Annotated in this window: 22 protein-coding genes; 10 read left to right on the forward strand and 12 right to left on the reverse strand. The window is 33.6% G+C overall.

What is annotated here, in order from left to right; all coding sequences use genetic code 11:
• Positions 1 to 70 precede the first annotated feature (70 nt).
• The gene (locus tag Q0893_RS17390; RefSeq protein WP_299278096.1) at positions 71 to 1,468 is read right to left on the reverse strand and encodes a TIGR00366 family protein; all 1,398 of its coding nucleotides are present in this window, start codon (positions 1,466 to 1,468) and stop codon (positions 71 to 73) included.
• Between the two features lie 10 nt (positions 1,469 to 1,478).
• Positions 1,479 to 2,507 (reverse strand): metallophosphoesterase, encoded by a 1,029-nt coding sequence (locus tag Q0893_RS17395; RefSeq protein ID WP_299278099.1) that lies wholly within the window; start codon positions 2,505 to 2,507, stop codon positions 1,479 to 1,481.
• Between the two features lie 125 nt (positions 2,508 to 2,632).
• Here Q0893_RS17395 and Q0893_RS17400 point away from each other — a divergent pair, with 125 nt between their 5' ends.
• From Q0893_RS17400 to Q0893_RS17415, 4 genes are all read left to right on the forward strand, one after another.
• The gene (locus tag Q0893_RS17400) at positions 2,633 to 3,208 is read left to right on the forward strand and encodes a non-canonical purine NTP diphosphatase (protein ID WP_298904293.1); all 576 of its coding nucleotides are present in this window, start codon (positions 2,633 to 2,635) and stop codon (positions 3,206 to 3,208) included.
• A 37-nt stretch (positions 3,209 to 3,245) separates the two neighbouring features.
• Positions 3,246 to 3,698 carry a hypothetical protein gene (locus Q0893_RS17405; protein ID WP_298904292.1) on the forward strand — a complete coding sequence of 151 codons (453 nt, stop codon included), beginning with the start codon at positions 3,246 to 3,248 and terminating at the stop codon, positions 3,696 to 3,698.
• Positions 3,699 to 3,957: 259 nt separating this feature from the next.
• Positions 3,958 to 5,928, forward strand: coding sequence for a DEAD/DEAH box helicase (locus Q0893_RS17410; RefSeq protein ID WP_299278104.1), 1,971 nt, complete (start codon positions 3,958 to 3,960; stop codon positions 5,926 to 5,928).
• A gap of 131 nt (positions 5,929 to 6,059) precedes the next feature.
• Complete coding sequence (locus Q0893_RS17415; RefSeq protein WP_298904288.1) at positions 6,060 to 6,902, forward strand: carboxypeptidase-like regulatory domain-containing protein; 843 nt, start codon at positions 6,060 to 6,062, stop codon at positions 6,900 to 6,902.
• A 3-nt stretch (positions 6,903 to 6,905) separates the two neighbouring features.
• Here Q0893_RS17415 and Q0893_RS17420 read toward each other — a convergent pair whose 3' ends face one another.
• From Q0893_RS17420 to Q0893_RS17430, 3 genes are all read right to left on the reverse strand, one after another.
• Entirely contained in the window at positions 6,906 to 7,280 is a 375-nt protein-coding gene (locus Q0893_RS17420) for a VOC family protein (RefSeq protein ID WP_299278107.1), read from the reverse strand.
• 5 nt (positions 7,281 to 7,285) lie between these two features.
• Positions 7,286 to 7,810: an SRPBCC family protein gene (locus Q0893_RS17425; RefSeq protein WP_298904284.1), complete on the reverse strand. Its 525-nt coding sequence runs from the start codon at positions 7,808 to 7,810 to the stop codon at positions 7,286 to 7,288.
• Positions 7,811 to 7,994: 184 nt separating this feature from the next.
• Positions 7,995 to 8,651 carry an RNA methyltransferase gene (locus Q0893_RS17430; RefSeq protein ID WP_298904282.1) on the reverse strand — a complete coding sequence of 219 codons (657 nt, stop codon included), beginning with the start codon at positions 8,649 to 8,651 and terminating at the stop codon, positions 7,995 to 7,997.
• Between the two features lie 37 nt (positions 8,652 to 8,688).
• On the opposite strand from Q0893_RS17430, the gene Q0893_RS17435 reads away from it, so the two are divergent.
• Complete coding sequence (locus Q0893_RS17435; protein WP_299278112.1) at positions 8,689 to 9,906, forward strand: hypothetical protein; 1,218 nt, start codon at positions 8,689 to 8,691, stop codon at positions 9,904 to 9,906.
• A 6-nt stretch (positions 9,907 to 9,912) separates the two neighbouring features.
• On the forward strand, positions 9,913 to 10,593 hold the full coding sequence (locus Q0893_RS17440; RefSeq protein WP_299278117.1) for an NAD-dependent deacylase: 681 nt from the start codon (positions 9,913 to 9,915) through the stop codon (positions 10,591 to 10,593).
• A 29-nt stretch (positions 10,594 to 10,622) separates the two neighbouring features.
• Here Q0893_RS17440 and Q0893_RS17445 read toward each other — a convergent pair whose 3' ends face one another.
• Together Q0893_RS17445 and Q0893_RS17450 are read right to left on the reverse strand one after the other, a co-directional pair.
• A complete protein-coding gene (locus tag Q0893_RS17445) occupies positions 10,623 to 10,823 on the reverse strand; it encodes a helix-turn-helix transcriptional regulator (protein ID WP_298904278.1) in 201 nt (66 codons plus the stop codon).
• A complete protein-coding gene (locus Q0893_RS17450; protein WP_298904276.1) occupies positions 10,823 to 11,272 on the reverse strand; it encodes a hypothetical protein in 450 nt (149 codons plus the stop codon). The genes Q0893_RS17445 and Q0893_RS17450 overlap by 1 nt, the downstream gene beginning before the upstream one ends.
• Before the next feature lie 194 nt (positions 11,273 to 11,466).
• Between Q0893_RS17450 and Q0893_RS17455 the strand changes: the two genes are divergently transcribed.
• Positions 11,467 to 12,447, forward strand: coding sequence for a M64 family metallopeptidase (locus Q0893_RS17455; protein WP_298904274.1), 981 nt, complete (start codon positions 11,467 to 11,469; stop codon positions 12,445 to 12,447).
• Positions 12,448 to 12,641: 194 nt separating this feature from the next.
• On the opposite strand, the gene mazG is transcribed toward Q0893_RS17455, so the two are convergent.
• From mazG to ruvX, 4 genes are all read right to left on the reverse strand, one after another.
• On the reverse strand, positions 12,642 to 13,415 hold the full coding sequence (gene mazG / locus Q0893_RS17460) for a nucleoside triphosphate pyrophosphohydrolase (RefSeq protein ID WP_298904272.1): 774 nt from the start codon (positions 13,413 to 13,415) through the stop codon (positions 12,642 to 12,644).
• A 90-nt stretch (positions 13,416 to 13,505) separates the two neighbouring features.
• A complete protein-coding gene (locus Q0893_RS17465) occupies positions 13,506 to 13,931 on the reverse strand; it encodes a DUF5606 domain-containing protein (protein WP_298904270.1) in 426 nt (141 codons plus the stop codon).
• 16 nt (positions 13,932 to 13,947) lie between these two features.
• The gene (gene def, locus Q0893_RS17470; protein WP_299278124.1) at positions 13,948 to 14,538 is read right to left on the reverse strand and encodes a peptide deformylase; all 591 of its coding nucleotides are present in this window, start codon (positions 14,536 to 14,538) and stop codon (positions 13,948 to 13,950) included.
• A gap of 65 nt (positions 14,539 to 14,603) precedes the next feature.
• Entirely contained in the window at positions 14,604 to 15,017 is a 414-nt protein-coding gene (gene ruvX, locus Q0893_RS17475) for a Holliday junction resolvase RuvX (RefSeq protein WP_299278127.1), read from the reverse strand.
• A 566-nt stretch (positions 15,018 to 15,583) separates the two neighbouring features.
• Between ruvX and Q0893_RS17480 the strand changes: the two genes are divergently transcribed.
• The 3 genes from Q0893_RS17480 to Q0893_RS17490 are packed head-to-tail and all read left to right on the forward strand — an operon-like array spanning position 15,584 to position 17,874.
• Positions 15,584 to 16,399 carry a 2,3,4,5-tetrahydropyridine-2,6-dicarboxylate N-succinyltransferase gene (locus Q0893_RS17480; RefSeq protein ID WP_299278131.1) on the forward strand — a complete coding sequence of 272 codons (816 nt, stop codon included), beginning with the start codon at positions 15,584 to 15,586 and terminating at the stop codon, positions 16,397 to 16,399.
• 11 nt (positions 16,400 to 16,410) lie between these two features.
• On the forward strand, positions 16,411 to 16,803 hold the full coding sequence (locus tag Q0893_RS17485; protein ID WP_298904262.1) for a hypothetical protein: 393 nt from the start codon (positions 16,411 to 16,413) through the stop codon (positions 16,801 to 16,803).
• 12 nt (positions 16,804 to 16,815) lie between these two features.
• On the forward strand, positions 16,816 to 17,874 hold the full coding sequence (locus tag Q0893_RS17490; protein ID WP_298904260.1) for a glycosyltransferase family 9 protein: 1,059 nt from the start codon (positions 16,816 to 16,818) through the stop codon (positions 17,872 to 17,874).
• On the opposite strand, the gene Q0893_RS17495 is transcribed toward Q0893_RS17490, so the two are convergent.
• Positions 17,861 to 18,691: a glycosyltransferase family 2 protein gene (locus Q0893_RS17495; RefSeq protein ID WP_298904258.1), complete on the reverse strand. Its 831-nt coding sequence runs from the start codon at positions 18,689 to 18,691 to the stop codon at positions 17,861 to 17,863. The genes Q0893_RS17490 and Q0893_RS17495 overlap by 14 nt on opposite strands.
• Positions 18,692 to 18,706 lie beyond the last annotated feature (15 nt).

The raw sequence follows: 18,706 nt of genomic DNA on the forward strand, positions 1-18,706 counted from the left end.
ATTATCTGAAATAAGATAATAACCTAACTTAAAAGCTCTATAGAGATTCGTTTAAATCTCTATAGGGTTTTTATAATGGTATATATAAGACCATTAGCACTTGAATAATGAAAAAGATTAGAAACGGCAAAACCAAATACCCCATGATATCTCTAGCTTGTAATTTTACTCCAGCTCCCATAACAGGCAATACCAATAATATAAAAAAGGGTTGTAACATATTGCTTAGACTCTCCCCAAAAGCCACAGACATCGATGCTCTCGAAACCATTTCAGTAATTTGATCTGGAGGAAGCCCAGCTCCTAAATCCTTTACAGCCTCAATCATACTAGGACCAACAACTGCAAACTCCCCTCCTGCTGATGGAATTGCAAAATTAACAACACCACCAGTGAGATAGGCATAAAACGGATAAGTATCTATTGTCATTACAGACAGTAGTACTTCTGTTAGTTCTTCTCCAATCCCAGTATATATCATTATTCCCATAATACCAGCATAAAACGGATACTGAAATAATACGCCAGAAATATTGCCGCTAGCCCGTTTCATTGCCACGCTATAACGCATTGGAGTTTTATGCATCAAAAGCCCTAACATTAAGAAGATAAATATCATAATATTTAAATTCACATCAAATCCATTTGTAGCAAAGTGATACAAGATATAAGCTAAACCCATGGCAAAAATGAGTAACGATAATAGCGGGGTATTATTTAAGGTATCTGAAATAGCTTTCATAGGAAGTTTAAAACTTTCAGCTTCTTCTTTTATCGATTCTTCTTGAGATTCGTAACCTGGTTTTAATAAATCTTTGAGTTCTTTTCCCTTGGTGTTTTTAGGGATTAAAATTAAAAACAACAATGGTGGCACTAATAAAAACACTGCTATCATAGCAATATTAAGTGTTGAACCCAAAGTATAACTTGTTGGAATGACTGTTGACAGTACATTCTTTTTTATGAGAAAATTATCATCTGTATTAAGGAGTAACGGAATTGAACTAGACAGTCCGCTCACCCAACCTCCAAAGGTAAAGTAAGTACATGCAATTAAGAATGGATAATTAACACCCTTAACTTTTAGAGCTAATTCGCGAGCTAATAAACATGTAATTACAATCCATCCAAAACTTACAAAAGACAATAAGGTCCCCATCACCAAAACAAACAAATATACCTGTTTGGGTGTATGGATATACACAGCAAGTTTTTCAATAGCGCGTTTAATTTTTGGAGAGAGTGCGATACTAAACCCTGTAATGATAATGAGCACTATTTGCATTCCAAAACTGAGCAATTCGAAAAAACCTTTATACCATGATTTCACAACATCTATTGGACTAGTGTTTGTCCAAAGCAAGGCACATAAAGCCGTTAACAAAGTCAAAACAATAGCAAACACAAAAGCACTTGGCATGTATTTTTGAAACAGGTCTGTAAATTTTTCTCCGAGTTTAGTGAGCATAGTTCAATAATTAGAGCTTTATTTTTTTACCATCTTTAGTTCCTCTTGAATAGGATTCGGCATCAATCCACAATACTTCACCATACTTGCCTTTTTTTATGCTTGAATCTACGGCTAATATTTTTTTATCATACAACTGAAGCACCTCTTTTTGAGAGCAATGTCCAACAATCACATGATTAGCGCTAATTTGGTTTAAAATTTTACTGATATCATCGTCTTTTAGTCCATCATAAAAATAACCTCTATACCAAATAGGTCCATTCTGCCCATAAAACCTATCGTAAAAGTCAGTAGATCTCATTTCTGTTTTATCGCGATCTATAGAGTTTCTCATCAATTTATTGGTGACTTCTATATCGAAATCTTCCAGCAAGAAATCGGGTGAAATTCCGCCATGAACAAACACATTATCGTTAATTTTAACCATGGTATTTTTTGATCTCAGCCATTTACCCAAAACTGTATTGGCATCAAACAACTGACTGTATCTTAGTTTTAAAATTTTTGAGGCCTCTTGATATTTTTTGTGAATGTACCTGAGGTCATCATGTAGCACCATAAATTCATGATTTCCTAATAAAAAATGAACCTTTCCACCATGGGCTTTCGCTTGTTTTTCAAGTTTATAAACAAACCATAAGGTCTCTGTCACTTTTGGACCGCGATCAAAAATATCTCCAACAATTACTAAATGTCCTTTTCCAAACACCCAGTTGAGATCATCATCAATAACTTTATTGTTCTTTAAAATTTCAACCGCAAGATCAAATTGTCCATGGATATCACTCAAGGCTACTATTTGTTCAACATCTTTATATACCGAAACCTCAGGCTTAAATGTTGTTTCATAAGCATCAATCTTCAAATCTTTTGTTTTGAGTACGCCATTTACAACGTTTTTTTCCACTAATCGATCGTCTTCTATAAATACATATGGACCATCGTTAACCATACTCAAATTATCATCAGATTTTGATTGTGCGCTTAAAAACGTGAGGTTCAAAAACACAAAACATAAAATTATTTTTTTTAACATCTTCAAAATTTTGAGTCTAAGATAGGAAACATTTTCATTGAAAAATAAATCTGCTTTATCTAAGCACTATCTCTTTTACAATTCATACTTTAGTCACTACTTTTGAGACTCAATTTCAACATACTATGCAACTCGTTTTCGCTACTAATAATTTAAACAAACTTAAAGAAGTCCAGGCTCTAGTCCCACAACACATTAAACTTCTAAGTTTAAAAGACATTGGCTGTTTTGAAGACATCCCTGAAACGCAACTTACCATAGAGGGTAATGCCATTCAAAAAGCGGAATACGTAAAAGAACATTACGGATTTGATTGTTTTGCAGATGATACAGGTTTAGAAGTTAAAGCACTTAATAATGAACCTGGTGTGTTTAGTGCACGTTATGCTGGAGCGCAGCGTAACAGTAATGATAACATGAATTTACTGCTTAAAAACCTTGAAGGAAAACCGAATAGAGATGCGCAATTCAAAACGGTTATTGCATTACATCTTAATGGCAAACTAGAAACATTTACAGGGCTCTGTAAAGGCGCTATTACCACCACAAAGCAAGGAGAAAAAGGCTTTGGCTATGATCCTATTTTTAAACCTGAAGACTATAACAAAACTTTCGCAGAAATGGTAATGGAAGAAAAAAACCGGATTGGACATCGTGGAAAAGCAGTACGTTTATTGGTTGCTTTTTTAAATTCTATTTAGGCAAGATATTTGATGCTATATCAAAAATTAGTATCATATGAAACATAAAATACTTGCTTTTGGTTTTATTCTATTTTGTTCAATAAGCTTTTCTCAGAACATTGATTCACTAAAAATATTACATAATAATGTATGGCGTACAAAAAATTGGGTAGAACGTGATACCGTTGTATTGTTTAGTATACCCAATATAGAACGCACTTATAATGCACTTACTCCAAGAGAGAAAAGTCGTCAACGTAAAAAATACAGGAGATTCATTTACGGAGAACATATAAGTTTTAAATCTGGAAAACTTCACTATCGTTATGCAGTTCCTTGCATTACAGGGGCTTCGCACGGAAGAGCCATTTTGGATATTAGGCTTCTAAAAAATAAGGTAGTCATAGATTACAAAGACCTTGATAGAACAACAAAACAATGGAATTCTAAAACCAAAACATTTGATATTTTAAAATGGTCTAACGATTATATTGTTCTTAAATATTGAATTAAAACCTCCAAAACCCGCGTTAACGATGGAGCAATTGTTGGAGCTCTTTTGCAAAAAAGCGACTTGCGAGAGCGTGTTAAAACGCCCACATATTGATTATCCAAATAATAGTCTATCTTTGCACCTTGAAATCCCCGAAGGATCGGGACGTTAAATTCCTCAGAGTGAGGATGTGTTACCTAGAAGTTTAAGTGTTTAGTATGTCGATTCGCTTCTTTTGTAACACCAAAGAACATAATCGAATACAAACAAAAGAATGAGCACATTCCAAGAACTCGGTCTTAATGAAGACCTGCTGGCTGCTATTAACGATTTAGGATTTGAAACCCCTAGTGATGTACAAGCCAAAGCAATCCCAATTTTATTAGAAGAAGATTCAGATCTTGTGGCCTTAGCGCAAACAGGAACTGGTAAAACTGCTGCATTTGGTTTTCCAATGCTTCAAAAAATCGACATTGATAGTCGAACAACTCAAGGTTTAATTTTATCACCTACACGAGAACTCTGCCTACAAATTACCAATGAATTAAAACTCTACGGAAAGCATTGTAAAGGTTTAAATGTTGTAGCTATTTATGGTGGAGCGAGTATTACAGATCAAGCACGCCAAGTAAAACGTGGTGCACAAATTATTGTGGCTACTCCTGGTCGTATGAAAGATATGATTAGCCGAAATATGGTTGATATTTCTAAAATTGAATATTCGGTTTTAGATGAAGCCGATGAGATGCTAAACATGGGATTCTATGAAGATATTACTGATATCTTATCACATACACCTGATGATAAAAATACGTGGTTATTCTCGGCTACAATGCCAAAAGAAGTTGCACGAATTGCTAGAGACTTTATGCATGATCCTACTGAGATTACAGTAGGAAACAGAAATGAAAGTACGAGTCAGGTTTCTCACGAATATTATTTAGTTAATGCTAGAGATCGTTATCAGGCTTTAAAACGTTTGGCAGATGCCAATCCTGATATTTTTTCTGTAATCTTCTGTCGTACCAAACGTGATACTCAAAAAGTGGCTGAAAACCTTATTGAAGATGGTTACAGTGCAGGAGCTTTACATGGTGATTTAAGTCAGAATCAACGTGACCTTGTCATGAAATCGTTTAGAAATAAGCAAATTCAAATGTTAGTAGCAACAGATGTTGCTGCTCGTGGAATTGATGTAGACGATATTACCCATGTAATCAATTACCAATTACCAGATGAAATAGAAACCTATACACACCGTTCTGGTCGTACTGGTCGTGCCGGTAAAACAGGTGTTTCTATGGTTATTGTATCTAAAAGTGAAGTACGAAAAATCAAAAGTATTGAACGTATTATAAAAAAGGAATTTGAGAAAAAGGAAATTCCTGATGGTATGGAAATCTGTCAAGTACAATTAATGTCGCTTGCGAATAAAGTTAACAATACAGAAGTTAATCACGAGATTGACAAATATCTGTCTGCTATAAATGAGCTATTTGAAGACACCGATAAGGATGAGTTAATTAAAAAATTCTTCTCTGTAGAATTCTCTCGTTTCTTTAATTATTATCAAAAATCTAAAGACCTTAATGTAGCGAGTTCATCTAGAGATTCTGAAGGTGAAGGTCGTGGTTACGGTGGAAGCGGTAACGAAACTCGTTATTTTATTAACGTGGGTCGTAAAGACGGTTACGATTGGATGAAATTAAAAGATTTCTTAAAAGAAGTTTTAGAACTTGGTCGAGATGATGTTTTTAAAGTAGATGTAAAGGATAGTTTTTCTTTCTTTAATACTGAAAAAGGCATTCAAGAAAAAGTACTAGCATTTTTCACAGATTTTAAGCATAATGGACGTTTTGTAAATGTAGAGGTGAGCGAAGATCGAGGAGGCGGAAGAAATCGAGGTGGAAGACGACGTGATGATGGTGGAAGACGTAGACGTGACGACAAGCCAAGAGGAGAAAGACGATCTAGACGTAGTGATTCAGGTTCTGGCAACAGAAGCGATAGACGATCATCAGAAAACTCAGGAAGACGTAACGATTCAGGTTCTAGTAACAGAAACGATAGACGTTCTAGTGAAAATATGGGAAGACGTAGTGATTCAAGAAATAGAAGCGACAGACGTTCAAGTGAAAATTCAGGTAATAGAAGTGATAGACGACAATCTAGTGGAGAATCAAGATCACCTCGACGTTCAGAAAGCTCATCAGGTTCTGACAGACCAAGACGCTCTAGACGTTAAGATAAAATAAAAAACCTTGTAACTTAGTTGCGAGGTTTTTTTAAACCATCTTGTTAATATTAAGTCAAATTTACGTCTATTGCTATAGTGGTATGCAATTTGTTTACTACTTTTAACACATAATAGTGTATATGAAATATTTATTTACCTTCTTATTATTTGTTTTTGTGACGAGTATTGGATTCTCCCAAGACACTACAAATGAGAACACTAAACCTAAAGACTCCACACGTCAAGATTCTACTAGTGTGAAAGTTGCGACTAGTGTGAAAGGTACGATCATTGATTTAAGTACAGATAAACCCATAAGTCGTGTAAACATCGTAAACCTTAATCAGGTTATAGGTACCTCAACTGACGATAGTGGTAATTTTGAAATCAAAGCTCAGTTAAATGATACACTTCACTTGTCTTATCTAGGATACAAATCGATCAAAGTGAGAGTAACCAACGATTGGTTAAAATTTGGAGAGACTAAAATAGGTATGACAGAATTAGCACTTGCTTTAGAGGAAGTTGTGGTTAATCAACTTAAGCTCACAGGATATTTAGAGATAGATGTTAAGCAAGTACCTATCAAATCTAATTACAGATACAGTATTTCAGGATTATCAAATAAAGGCTATGAAGCTGGAAATAACAGGCCTAATGCAGTTAGTAAAGTTTTAGGAGCTATTTTTAATCCTGCCGATTTTTTGCACAACATGTTCGGAAAAAAGCCTCGTGAATTACGAAGGCTAAAAAAAATGAAAAAAGACGATGAAATAAGAAACCTTCTTGCTTCTCGTTTTGATAGAGAAATGCTCATGGTTTTATTACAGGTAGATCGTTTTGATCTCGATGAAATTGTTAACCAGTGTAACTACTCAAAAGACTTCATTCAATCTGCCAATGACCTTCAAATTCTAGATGCCATTAGCGAATGTTATGAAGAATATAAGATACTAAACAGAAATAAGTCGGGACGATTTTAAAGACTACTTTTGAGAGTGCAACGCCACTCTATTACCTTCTGTGTCAATAAAAACAGCCATATATCCATGTTCGGGAGAAATTTCAGTTTTAGGCTGATATATAATACCACCTGCAGCTTCTATTCTATCTAATTCTTGCTGCACATCCTTACTCATAAAATATACCAAAGTACCTTCCTGACTAGGGACATAGCTCTCCTGCTTTATTAATGTTCCTGTTGCTCCAGGCTTTTTCTCATCAAAAGGAAACCAACCCATAAGCATACCTCCAAAATCGTGAATGGCGATATCTACTTTAAAAACCGATTCATAAAACAACTTGGCTCTATCCATGTCATGCACAGGAATTTCAAACCATCCTACCATATTATTTTCCATAATTACTACGCTTCTAATATATCTTTTAAACTAGCTAAACCTTCTTCAAAATCTTTACCTACATGTTTATCAACATTATACATCATCATAAAGATATTTGCAGGTACTTTATTAACACCCGAAAAACCCCAAGTTACTTTTGTCTTTCCATCGCCCAGATCTTCAACTTTAGTAACAGCATCAGATTCAGATTTCCATGGTTTAAAAAAGCGAAGTCTTGCTTCTACTCTATCATTTTCTACAATATTCATGATCTCCTGTTCTCCAAGTCCAACTTCTTTATTACCATCCCATTTAGCAATAAAACCAACTTGTCCGTCGGTACCAACAAACTCTTGTTTCATATTTGGATCTTTCTTTTTCCATGGTGACCAATGGTCTTGATTTTTAATATGTTTTAAATAATTAAACACCTCTGGCAATGGTTTATCAATAACCGTACTTCTATTCACTGTATAGCGCTTTGGGGCGATTAATGCCAATAATATAAAGAGAAGTAATATTCCTCCTAAAATGTAAAGAACTATCATAATATTAAAATTTATTGTTAATGTGGTTCACTTACCATCAACGTACACCAAATTTATCGGTTAACATTCCAAATTTGCACCCCAAAACACCTCTTCAAAAGGCTTTTTACATTAACCATTAAAGGTTAAATAGGGATTTAACTTCATCTTGAATTAATAAGTTTGTTTCCTTAAAGTTAATAAATTATTGGGTTTGATAAAAACGCTCAATAATTTGCTTATAGCTTTTAATGGTTTTTTTACACCAATCTAAGCGTTTTTCTAATTGTTCTGTCTCAGAAAGCTGCCATGCTACCTCTGTTCGTTTTAATCTTGTAGTCACATCTTGAAGAATAATAGCAGCAGATACAGATATATTTAAACTCTCTGTAAACCCAACCATTGGTATTTTTAAAAAACAATCGGCCGCATCAATAACCTCTTGCGAAAGCCCACTCATTTCTCTTCCAAAGAAAAAACATGATTTCTTACGGACATCAAAATCTTCAAGTAAACTATCATTCTCATGTGGTGTTGTTGCCACAATCTGATAGCCTTTTGCCTTTAAATCCTGAATGGCTTCTTTTACAGAATGATAACGATTTAAATCTACCCATTTTTGAGCGCCCATAGCAATTTCTCTATCAATTCGTTTTGTGTTTTGTTCCTCTATAATATTCACTTCCTGCACTCCAAAAACGTCACAACTCCTAATTACAGCACTAGTATTATGCAATTGATAAACATCTTCTGTAGCTACAGTAAAATGCTTCGTACGTTGAGACAGCACTCTAAGAAACGTTGATTTTCGTTGCTCTGTTAAGTAAGTTTCAAGATGTTGCAAAAGTTTTACGTCTATCATCAAAAATGATTTATATTTATGAAAATATAAAAACTCAATGGGATTAAAAAAACGATTACTATTTATTTCAGTTACATTATTTAGTTATTTAAATTCTAATGCACAAAATGAAGCCAAAGAAGTACGCACTGATACGGTTGCATATAGTGCCGAAAACACGCAAAAAGTTTTAGAATTTGGAGAGTACATTTCATCTACAATTCATAATAATGATCCAGATGCCTTTATTCTAAAACTTAATGATGATACTTTTTTTGAGCGCATTTTGAGGTCCAGTCCGTCGCTAGATCGAAATGATAGTTTTGTAAAAGGTCTTGTACTAGGTATGAAGCAGGCTATGACCTCGTTTCCAAATGAAATTATCTCCGAAGTAGAAAATGGGTCATATTATGATTTTATTAGTTATCGTTACGATTTATCATCACAGACGTATTACGCCTTGTTTAGAATGTATTCTGCTGAAACTGGCATGAATTATCACGATTATAGAATCTATAAAGAAGGTGACGAAATACAATTTTCTGACATGTACGTCTATTTGTCTGGAGAGCATTTTACTGAAACACTAGGTAGAATGATGACAATTACAATGCCCGAAAAAAAATTATTTGGGCTTTTAGAATCTTCTGAAAATAAAGAATCTAAAGAATTGTTTAGAGCCTTATTATTTAACAATAAAGGTAATTATGTTAAGGCATATGAGATTATGGACGGACTAAAATCTGATATGGCTAAAGAGAAATTCCTTCTTATTTTCAAGGCTTTAATCGCCAGCCATATTGATGAGGAGAAATATTTAAAGTCTTTAGAAGAATTAATTAACGTGCATCGTGACGACCCAACAATTGCTTTAAACAAGATTGACTATCACATTTACAAAGAAGAATATTTTGAAGCCATTCAAGTTATTAATCAGTTGCAAAATGAAACAGAGGATGATTTTTTAAACTATATTAAAGCCTGTGTTGCTTTTGAAGATCAAAACTATGATTTAGCGCTCAATTTTTTTAAATATACATCTGAAAATTATCCAGATTTTTTTGAAGGACAAGCTGGTTATCTCAATACGCTAGTCCTGATGAACAACTATCCAGAAGCCGTTGAATATTTAGATTTCTTAGTAGATGAGGGTTATGAAAAATCATCACTCATAGAATACATTGTAGAAGATGACGAATACGGGGAAAATATTCTTGAAGCATTTTCTAAATCCAAAGATTTTAAAACCTGGAAGAAGAAAAAAGAAAAAAAATAATTCGAAATGAAACATTTAGTCGTTTTAACAGGCGCAGGAATAAGTGCCGAAAGCGGTATTAAAACCTTTAGAGATGCCGATGGATTATGGGAAGGTCATGATGTTATGGAGGTGGCTACACCTGAAGGTTTTGCAAAAAACCCGAAACTTGTTTTAGAATTTTATAACCAACGTCGTAGGCAATTACATGATGTAAAGCCTAATAGTGCTCATTATGATTTGGCAGGACTAGAAGGAAAGTATAAGGTAAGTGTTATTACTCAAAATGTTGATGATTTACACGAACGCGCAGGAAGCAATAATGTTATTCATCTTCATGGCGAATTATTGAAAGTTCGTAGTTCAAAACACAACAACAGTATAAAATCATGGAACACAGATTTAATATTGGGCGATCTCTGTGAAAACGGTCATCAACTAAGACCACATATTGTTTGGTTTGGTGAAGATGTACCAATGATTGAAAATGCGGCAGAGATATGTGGAACAGCAGATATCTTATTAATTATTGGCACGTCAATGCAAGTTTACCCTGCAGCAGGTTTAATGCATTATGCTCCACCTAAAACACCTATATACTTTATAGATCCTAAACCATCTATTGACAGCCAATCGCGACTTACTGTTATTGCCGAAACAGCCACTAAAGGCATGAAAACGTTTATAACACTATTAGAACAACAATAACAATAACCTGGACAAGAAATAAACTTATTCTAATCATTATCAGAGAGTTTAAAAAATGTGTTAACAGGCTTCCCAAAAACATCAGATAATTTTAATGCTAAAACTGTTGATGGCACATATCTATTGGCTTCTATAGAGTTAATAGTTTGACGCGACACTCCTATCTTCTTGGCCAAATCATCTTGCGTTAAACTCAAAATAGCACGTTCTACTTTAATTGTATTTTCCATTATCTATAACGTTTTAAGTTATGATAAAATAAGAGCTGTATCATAAGCATAAACAGCAAAACCTGAAAATCTCCTAAATCCTTAAATGCTTGTCCATTAGAATCCATTACATTAGACACGCCAAATTCTACGTAAGGCATAACCAATGCATAAATAACACCAATAACGAAAGCAATCGCATAAGATTGAGCTCTTAGCACTATAGTCATTTCATCTTCCTCTTTATCTTTAGACAAAGACATTATTAACATACCTACTAGCATTGTTTTTTGCAAGAGATGTTTTAACCACAGAAAATCACCTTCCAAAACAAAAGCTCTAACAAACATAATTGTTATAGATAACAATACTATAACAATTCCTACGGTCATAAAAACATGTGGTAGTCTAAAATTAATCAACTTTTGAAATTGATTACGTTCACAATTTATCATTCTTTCTTTACCCATAATTGACAAATATATTTTATATTAAGTAAAAATATTTTTACGATATGACAAATATACTTTACATTTTTGAATTACACAAATTTTTTGATCTCTTCCCTATTTCAAAATAGTCTAGACCATCACGCAACCTTTTAAAGCCATTGAGACTATAGTATAGAACTTGTAAATAGAATAACCAAAAAAAATAAAGTGTCATGTCAAAATCTTACAAATTAATTATTATACTCTTCCTATTCATTTTTTCCTGCTCCAAAGATGCAATCATCGAAAACCTAAATGATGACAACACCTATTATAGAGATGGCGAGGTTGAAATCGTTTTTGAAAACGATGCCACTCATGGTATCAATATCATATTTATGGGAGATGGTTATGTTAAAAATGAACTAAAAAAAGATCAAGGCAGGTATCGAGAACATGCCTTAGAAAATATAGAATTTTTATTTCAACATGAACCTTTCAAATTTTATAAAAATCATTTTAATGCGTATATCATATATGCCGAATCCGAAATCACTCCTCATGGAAATACTTTTATAGTAGATACACCTTTTGATAGTCATTTGACAACAATAACTCCATATTCAAATGCTTTACATCCAATTATACAAGACCTGCAATCTGTAAACGACTATGTCTTTAAAGTAAAAAACCGAAATAGAACAGATAAAGACCTCATATTAATGTCTGTAAACAATGTTAATGGCGGCACAGCTGGTCGCTATAGTAACCTCGCCGTGTTTGGAAATGGTGAACGCGGCACAATGTTACATGAAGTAGGACATGCTTTTGGTGGTTTAGGGGATGAATATTATTTCCTCAATGTCACTGGCACTCCGCACACCGACTATCCCAATATGGATAACACCGATAATTTAGAGATCATTAAATGGAAACATTTTATTGGACATTCAGGTTACGAAAACGTAGGTGCTTTTGAAGGTGGAGCATATCATCAATTTAATACATGGAGGCCTGAAGAAGGTAGTATTATGCGTGGAAACACTGGACTCTTCAATGCTCCAAGCAGAGAATCTATAGTAAAGAGAATACTGCAAATTAGAGGATTAACATATAATTTTGAAGATTTTTTAATAAACGACAATCCTTCACAAAATCGAAAACCAATCAATCTTAATAAAGACATAAAACTTAATAATTGTTTGGTTGAGTAAGTCTATAAATAATAAAATCCTGTCTGACTAACAGACAGGATTTTACCCCTAACTAAACTAAATTTTAAATCTTAACGCGTCCGCTTAACTACAACATTAAGATTACCTACTTATGATTAAGAAACTATTAAAAGTTCCTATCTGATTTATATACGAGTATTCGTACCGTTTTGGATTACGACAATTAAAAAAAATTATATTTTTTTTGCCTCTTCCCAAAAAACATCCATCTGTGCTAGTGTCATCTCAGATAATGGTTGATTTAAATCTTTAGATTTTTGTTCTAAATATTGAAAACGCTTTATAAATTTTTTGTTTGTTCTTTCTAAAGCACTTTCTGGATCTATCTTTAAAAAGCGTGCATAATTTATCATTGAAAAAAGTACATCCCCAAACTCACTTTCAATCTTATCTTGATGACCAGCATGAACTTCATCTTGTAATTCTTCTAATTCTTCTTTCACCTTTTCAAAAACTTGATGTGGCTCTTCCCAGTCAAAACCAACTCCTGCAACCTTATCCTGAATACGATTCGCTTTGACCATCGCTGGCAAACTTTTAGGAACACCTTCTAGAACACTTTTCTTGCCTTCTTTGAGCTTCAACTGTTCCCAATTGCGCTTAACGTCTTCTTCGTCATTAACAGTTACATTTCCGTAGATATGAGGATGCCTATCTATAAGTTTATCACAAATGCTATTGCAAACATCTGCTATATCAAAAGCATTTGATTCACTACCTATTTTCGAATAGAAGACAATATGTAACAACACATCTCCAAGTTCTTTTTTAACTTCCTCGAGATCATTATCTAAAATAGCATCACCTAATTCGTAAACTTCCTCGATTGTTAAGTGACGTAGTGTTTGTATTGTTTGTTTCTTATCCCAAGGGCATTGTTCACGCAACTCATCCATGATAACGAGAAGGCGCTCAAAGGCATCTAACTGCGACGTTTTATCAGTCATATTATTTGAAATTAAACTTCAAAAATACAACCCTTTCTATCGGATAGAAATTCTAAATGAATATTAATATGAACAATCTATTAACGACGACTATTCCTCTTCGTCTGCAGTAACTTCATCACCTTCTTCTAAGGCGTCTAGCATATCATGTTTCTGAAGTAAATTATACCATTGTACAATTTTTTTGATATCGCTAGCATAAACACGATCCTCATCATAATCTGGTAGCACACCAAAGAAATATTCTTCTAAAGTGTCTTTAGAATCTTTATGACTAATAGACGTTGTTTGGGCATTTTCTTTATCTCTAATTTTTTTAAAAACCTCTTTTAAAGGTAATTCCTCTGTTAATGTATACACAGCTATTTCACTTAACACACTAATGTTGTTATGAATATTCACTGCCATTTTTTTCTTATCAATTAAAGATTCTGCCACAAAACCATTACGTGTTTGCGCTACTATTTTATATAATCCTGGTTTTCCTGAAATGGAAAGTATTTTATCTAAACTCATATTAATTTTTTCAGTCTTAGCGTTTCTTTTTCATTAGCGGAAAACGCATTCTGTAATCTACTTTTATTTTTCCTTTGGAAATATTTGTCAATTTCCCTTTAATCAAACGTTTTTTTAGAGATGATAGTTTATCTGTAAATAAAATACCTTCAATATGGTCATATTCGTGTTGTACTACTCTAGCAATCAACCCATCAAAAACTTCAACATGTTCTTTGAAATCTTCGTCCTGATATCTAATTGTTACTTTAGGTTTTCTAAAGACATCCTCTCTCACATCAGGAATACTCAAACAGCCTTCATTAAATGCCCATTCATCTCCTTCTTCTTCAAGAATTTCTGCATTGATAAATGTGCGTTGAAAATTTTTAAGCTGTAATTGCTCTTCTTCCGAATACGCATCGTCTTCAGAAAAAGGCTCGGTATCTACCAAAAAAATGCGTACAGGTAAACCAATTTGAGGTGCTGCCAATCCAACCCCATAAGCACCATACATTGTCTCTTTCATATTCTCAATGAGGGCATCGAGATTGGGATAGTCTTTTGTAATAGCTTTCGCTTTTTTTCTTAAAACTGGATCGCCATATGCTACAACTGGTAATATCATTATATAGTAATTTTCGGGTGCAAAAATACAATTCTTATTATTATTTCAGAACTTTTAAGATGGTTTTAAGAAGGATTGTATAAATAACTTTGCAGAATAATTGTTGCGCTAATTTCGTCTATTAGCGTTTTATCTTGACGTTGCTTTTTTTTAAGACCACTATCAATCATTGTTTGAAAAGCCATCTTTGAAGTAAAGCGTTCATCTACGCGCTTAACAGGAATATGCGGTATTTCTTTTTTTAATGCATTTAGAAACTTTGAAATTGATACCTCGCTTTCAGATGCTTCATAATTCATTTGCTTAGGCTCTCCTACTAATAGTAGTTCTACATTCTCCTCAGAAACATATGTCTTCAAAAAAGGCATTAATTCCTTAGTAGGAACAGTAGTAAGACCAGATGCAATAATTTGCAACTCATCTGTAACTGCTACTCCAGTTCGCTTGGTCCCATAATCTAAAGCTAATATTCTCGCCATGTTGCAAAGTTAATCTTATAATCCTGTTTATCCATTCTAATACCATAAAAAAACTCTTCTTTGTAGGTCAAAGAAGAGTTCTAAAATAATCAACTATTAATAAATCCATGAAACTATTCACCCTCTACCTTAAACAGTTCATGTTATAGTATTAAGACACACCTATTTTTAAAAAGTCACATTAAATTATAAAAAAAGCAAAAAACCTTTCTTGGGACTTAGAAAGGTTTAATAATGCTATTATAAAAAAAGGGTATATAGGGCTGTCGTAATTATTAACTCAAAACCAATTATTTAGACACATCTTTTTCTAAAAGGTCACATGATTCTAAAAAAAATAGAAAACTCTCCTAAGGGAGAAGGAGAGTTTTCACAAAAATTAGCTATTAATTATTAAAGTGTCAAAGCATATTTTTTTAGGGAAAATGCCCGACTATTAATAATTCACATTAATTAAGACACAGCACTTTTTAAAAGGTCACATATATTTTATTTTTTTATTTATCAAGTGGTTATTCTAAGAGATTATACTATTATCTTTGTGCAAATAGCAGATAAAAATTGATATGAAACAACTACAACAAACTATAGAAAACGCTTGGGATGATCGTTCATTACTATCAGATGAAAACACTATCAAAGGTATTAGACATGTGATTGACCTATTAGACAAAGGTACGTTGAGAGTGGCACAACCCACTGCAGACGGTTGGCAAGTTAATGAATGGGTAAAAAAAGCAGTAGTTCTTTATTTCCCGATTCAGAAAATGGAAACCTTAGAAGCAGGTATTTTCGAATATCACGATAAAATACCGCTTAAACGCGATTATGAAAAACGCGGAATAAGGGTTGTACCTAATGCTGTTGCTAGACATGGCGCTTATATATCACCAGGCACAATTTTAATGCCTAGTTACGTAAATATTGGTGCTTATGTTGATGAAGGTACTATGGTAGATACTTGGGCTACAGTTGGTAGCTGCGCTCAAATAGGCAAAAATGTTCATTTGTCTGGTGGCGTTGGAATTGGTGGTGTTTTAGAGCCACTGCAAGCTGCTCCTGTTATTATAGAAGATGGTGCCTTTATTGGCTCTCGCTGTATTGTTGTGGAAGGCGTAAGAATTGAAAAAGAAGCTGTTTTAGGAGCTAATGTCGTCTTGACAATGAGCACAAAAATTATTGATGTTACAGGTGAAGAACCAATTGAAATGAAAGGTATTGTTCCAGAGCGCTCAGTTGTGATTCCTGGCAGTTATACCAAAACATTTCCTGCTGGAAACTACAACGTCCCTTGTGCTTTAATTATTGGAAAACGAAAAGAAAGTACGAATAAAAAAACGTCATTAAATGATGCCCTTCGTGAGTATGATGTGGCCGTTTAATTCGCACATAAATGAATAATAAAGTTATCCTTTTTATAATATGTATTGTAACCGTTTCTTGCGGTAAAAATCAAGAATTGCACTTTATTGATTTTGTAGATATCGACGCCATTGAAAACGTCGAAATGTCTAATAACTCTGGAGTGTTTACTTTAAACAAGAAACAACTTATACAATTCAAAAAAGAAATAGCTTCTTTGACTTACGAGCCTAGTTACACGGTAAAAGTTGGCGCCATTAATATGAGTCTCACCATAAATGGAAAATCATATCTAATGGCAACAGCGACTCATGGTGACTATGTTGAAATAGATATTGGTTTAGTGACTAAGAATGCCTTTAAATTTGAGAACCCATTTTTTAAAACCAACGGCATAAATTTTGACAATTATAAAAAGGAGTAAAAAGAAAACGATTTGAAGATTTTAGTCATACAACAAAAAATGATTGGTGATGTACTCACAACAAGCATCTTATTTGAAGCTATAAAAGCCGAACATCCAGATGCAGAGCTTCACTATGTGATTAATTCTCATACATTTCCTGTAGTTGAAAACAATCCGTTTATTGACAAGTTTTTATTCTATACACCAGAGATGGAAGAAAGCAAATCGGCGTTTCTTTCATTTTTAAAGTCCTTAAAAAAGGAGCGCTATGACGCCGTTGTGGATGTTTACTCTAAGCTATCGAGTAATTTAATGACCAAGTTTTCGGGGGCAAAAATCAAAGTTTCGAAGCAAAAATGGTACACGAGTCACTTTTACACGCACACGTTTAAAGAACCTAAAACACCAAAAACAAAGGCAAGTGTTGCCATAGAACACCGATTGCAACTTCTAAAACCACTGTGCCAAAATATTCCAGAATACATTAAACCAAAAGTGTATTTAACACCCAAAGAAATTGAAACCTCAAAACAGTTTTTATTAAATGCTAATATCGACCTAACGAAATCAATATTCATGATTAGTGTGTTAGGGAGCGGAGAAAATAAAACCTATCCTCTTCCTCATATGGCAGACCTCATTGATACGATAGTGGAAGACACTGGTGGGCAGATTTTATTTAATTATATTCCAAAACAAATTGACGAAGCCAAAACCATCTATAACTTTTGTAATGCTAACACTAAGACACATATCTTTTTTGATGTCTTCGGAAAGAGCTTACGCGAATTTTTAGCCATTACACATCACTGTACTGCACTCATTGGTAATGAAGGAGGTGCCATTAATATGGCAAAAGCCTTAAATATTCCGACGTTTACAGTGTTTTCACCATGGATTTCTAAGGAGTCTTGGAATATGTTTGAAAATGACACATCAAATATATCAGTGCATTTAAAAGACTTTAAACCAGAACTGTACGAAGGAAAAACATTAAAAGAAGCTAAGAATAACGTTTTTTCTTTATATAAAAGCTTTCCTCCAGAATATATCATTCCGAAGCTAAAACAATACCTTAAACAGTTTTAACTGATTCTATCCCAAACGGTGTTTTAATCACCTTGTTTTGTTTGGTTGTTTTACGAATAGCATCATTTTTTTTAATCATGTCAGAGGTAACATATGCTCTTTCATGAAACAAATGCAAACAAATAGCGCTGTAACGAATTTGCTTAAACTTGATACCATAATTCATCAAACGCTCTCCTAATTCTCTATCTTCCCCTCCATATTGCATGCGTTCATCAAAACCATTTACAGTCAAAATATCAACTTTCCATGCAGATGCATTCATCCCATCAAAGGTGGCTTTAGTAGGTGTTATAAAATTTAAAAGCGCTGCTTTAAATTTAGACCTTGTGAGTTTGTTCATCTTAAAGGAGTTTGGCTGGCCATGAGACAGCAACCACGACTTATCAAAACATTGCTGTGAATTTATTTCTTCTAGACCAATAAGGTTTGAAACCTTATTGGTGAGTTTAAAATAACCTGAAGACAGCGCACAGCCTTTAGATCTATGTGCTAAATGTGTTTCAATAAAGTCAGCTCGCGCAAGACAATCGCCATCTGTATATATCAAATAATCACCTCTACTCGCTACAGTGGCTTTATTTAAAATTTTAGTTTTCTGAAACCCATTATCTTCTTGCCAAACATGTATGATTGGATAACTCATCTTTGTCTTCATGTCATTAATTAAAGCTCTGGTTTCTTCTGTAGAACCATCATCAGCAATAACAACTTCAAAATCATTTATAGTTTGTTGATTATAACTCCACAGCACTTTTTGCAACCAATTTGGTTTATTATAAGTACTTATGATAATAGAGACATCAAAGGTTTTCATTGTTTCAAAAATAGT

This window comes from uncultured Psychroserpens sp. (assembly GCF_947494225.1).
Classification (GTDB): Bacteria; Bacteroidota; Bacteroidia; order Flavobacteriales; family Flavobacteriaceae; genus Psychroserpens.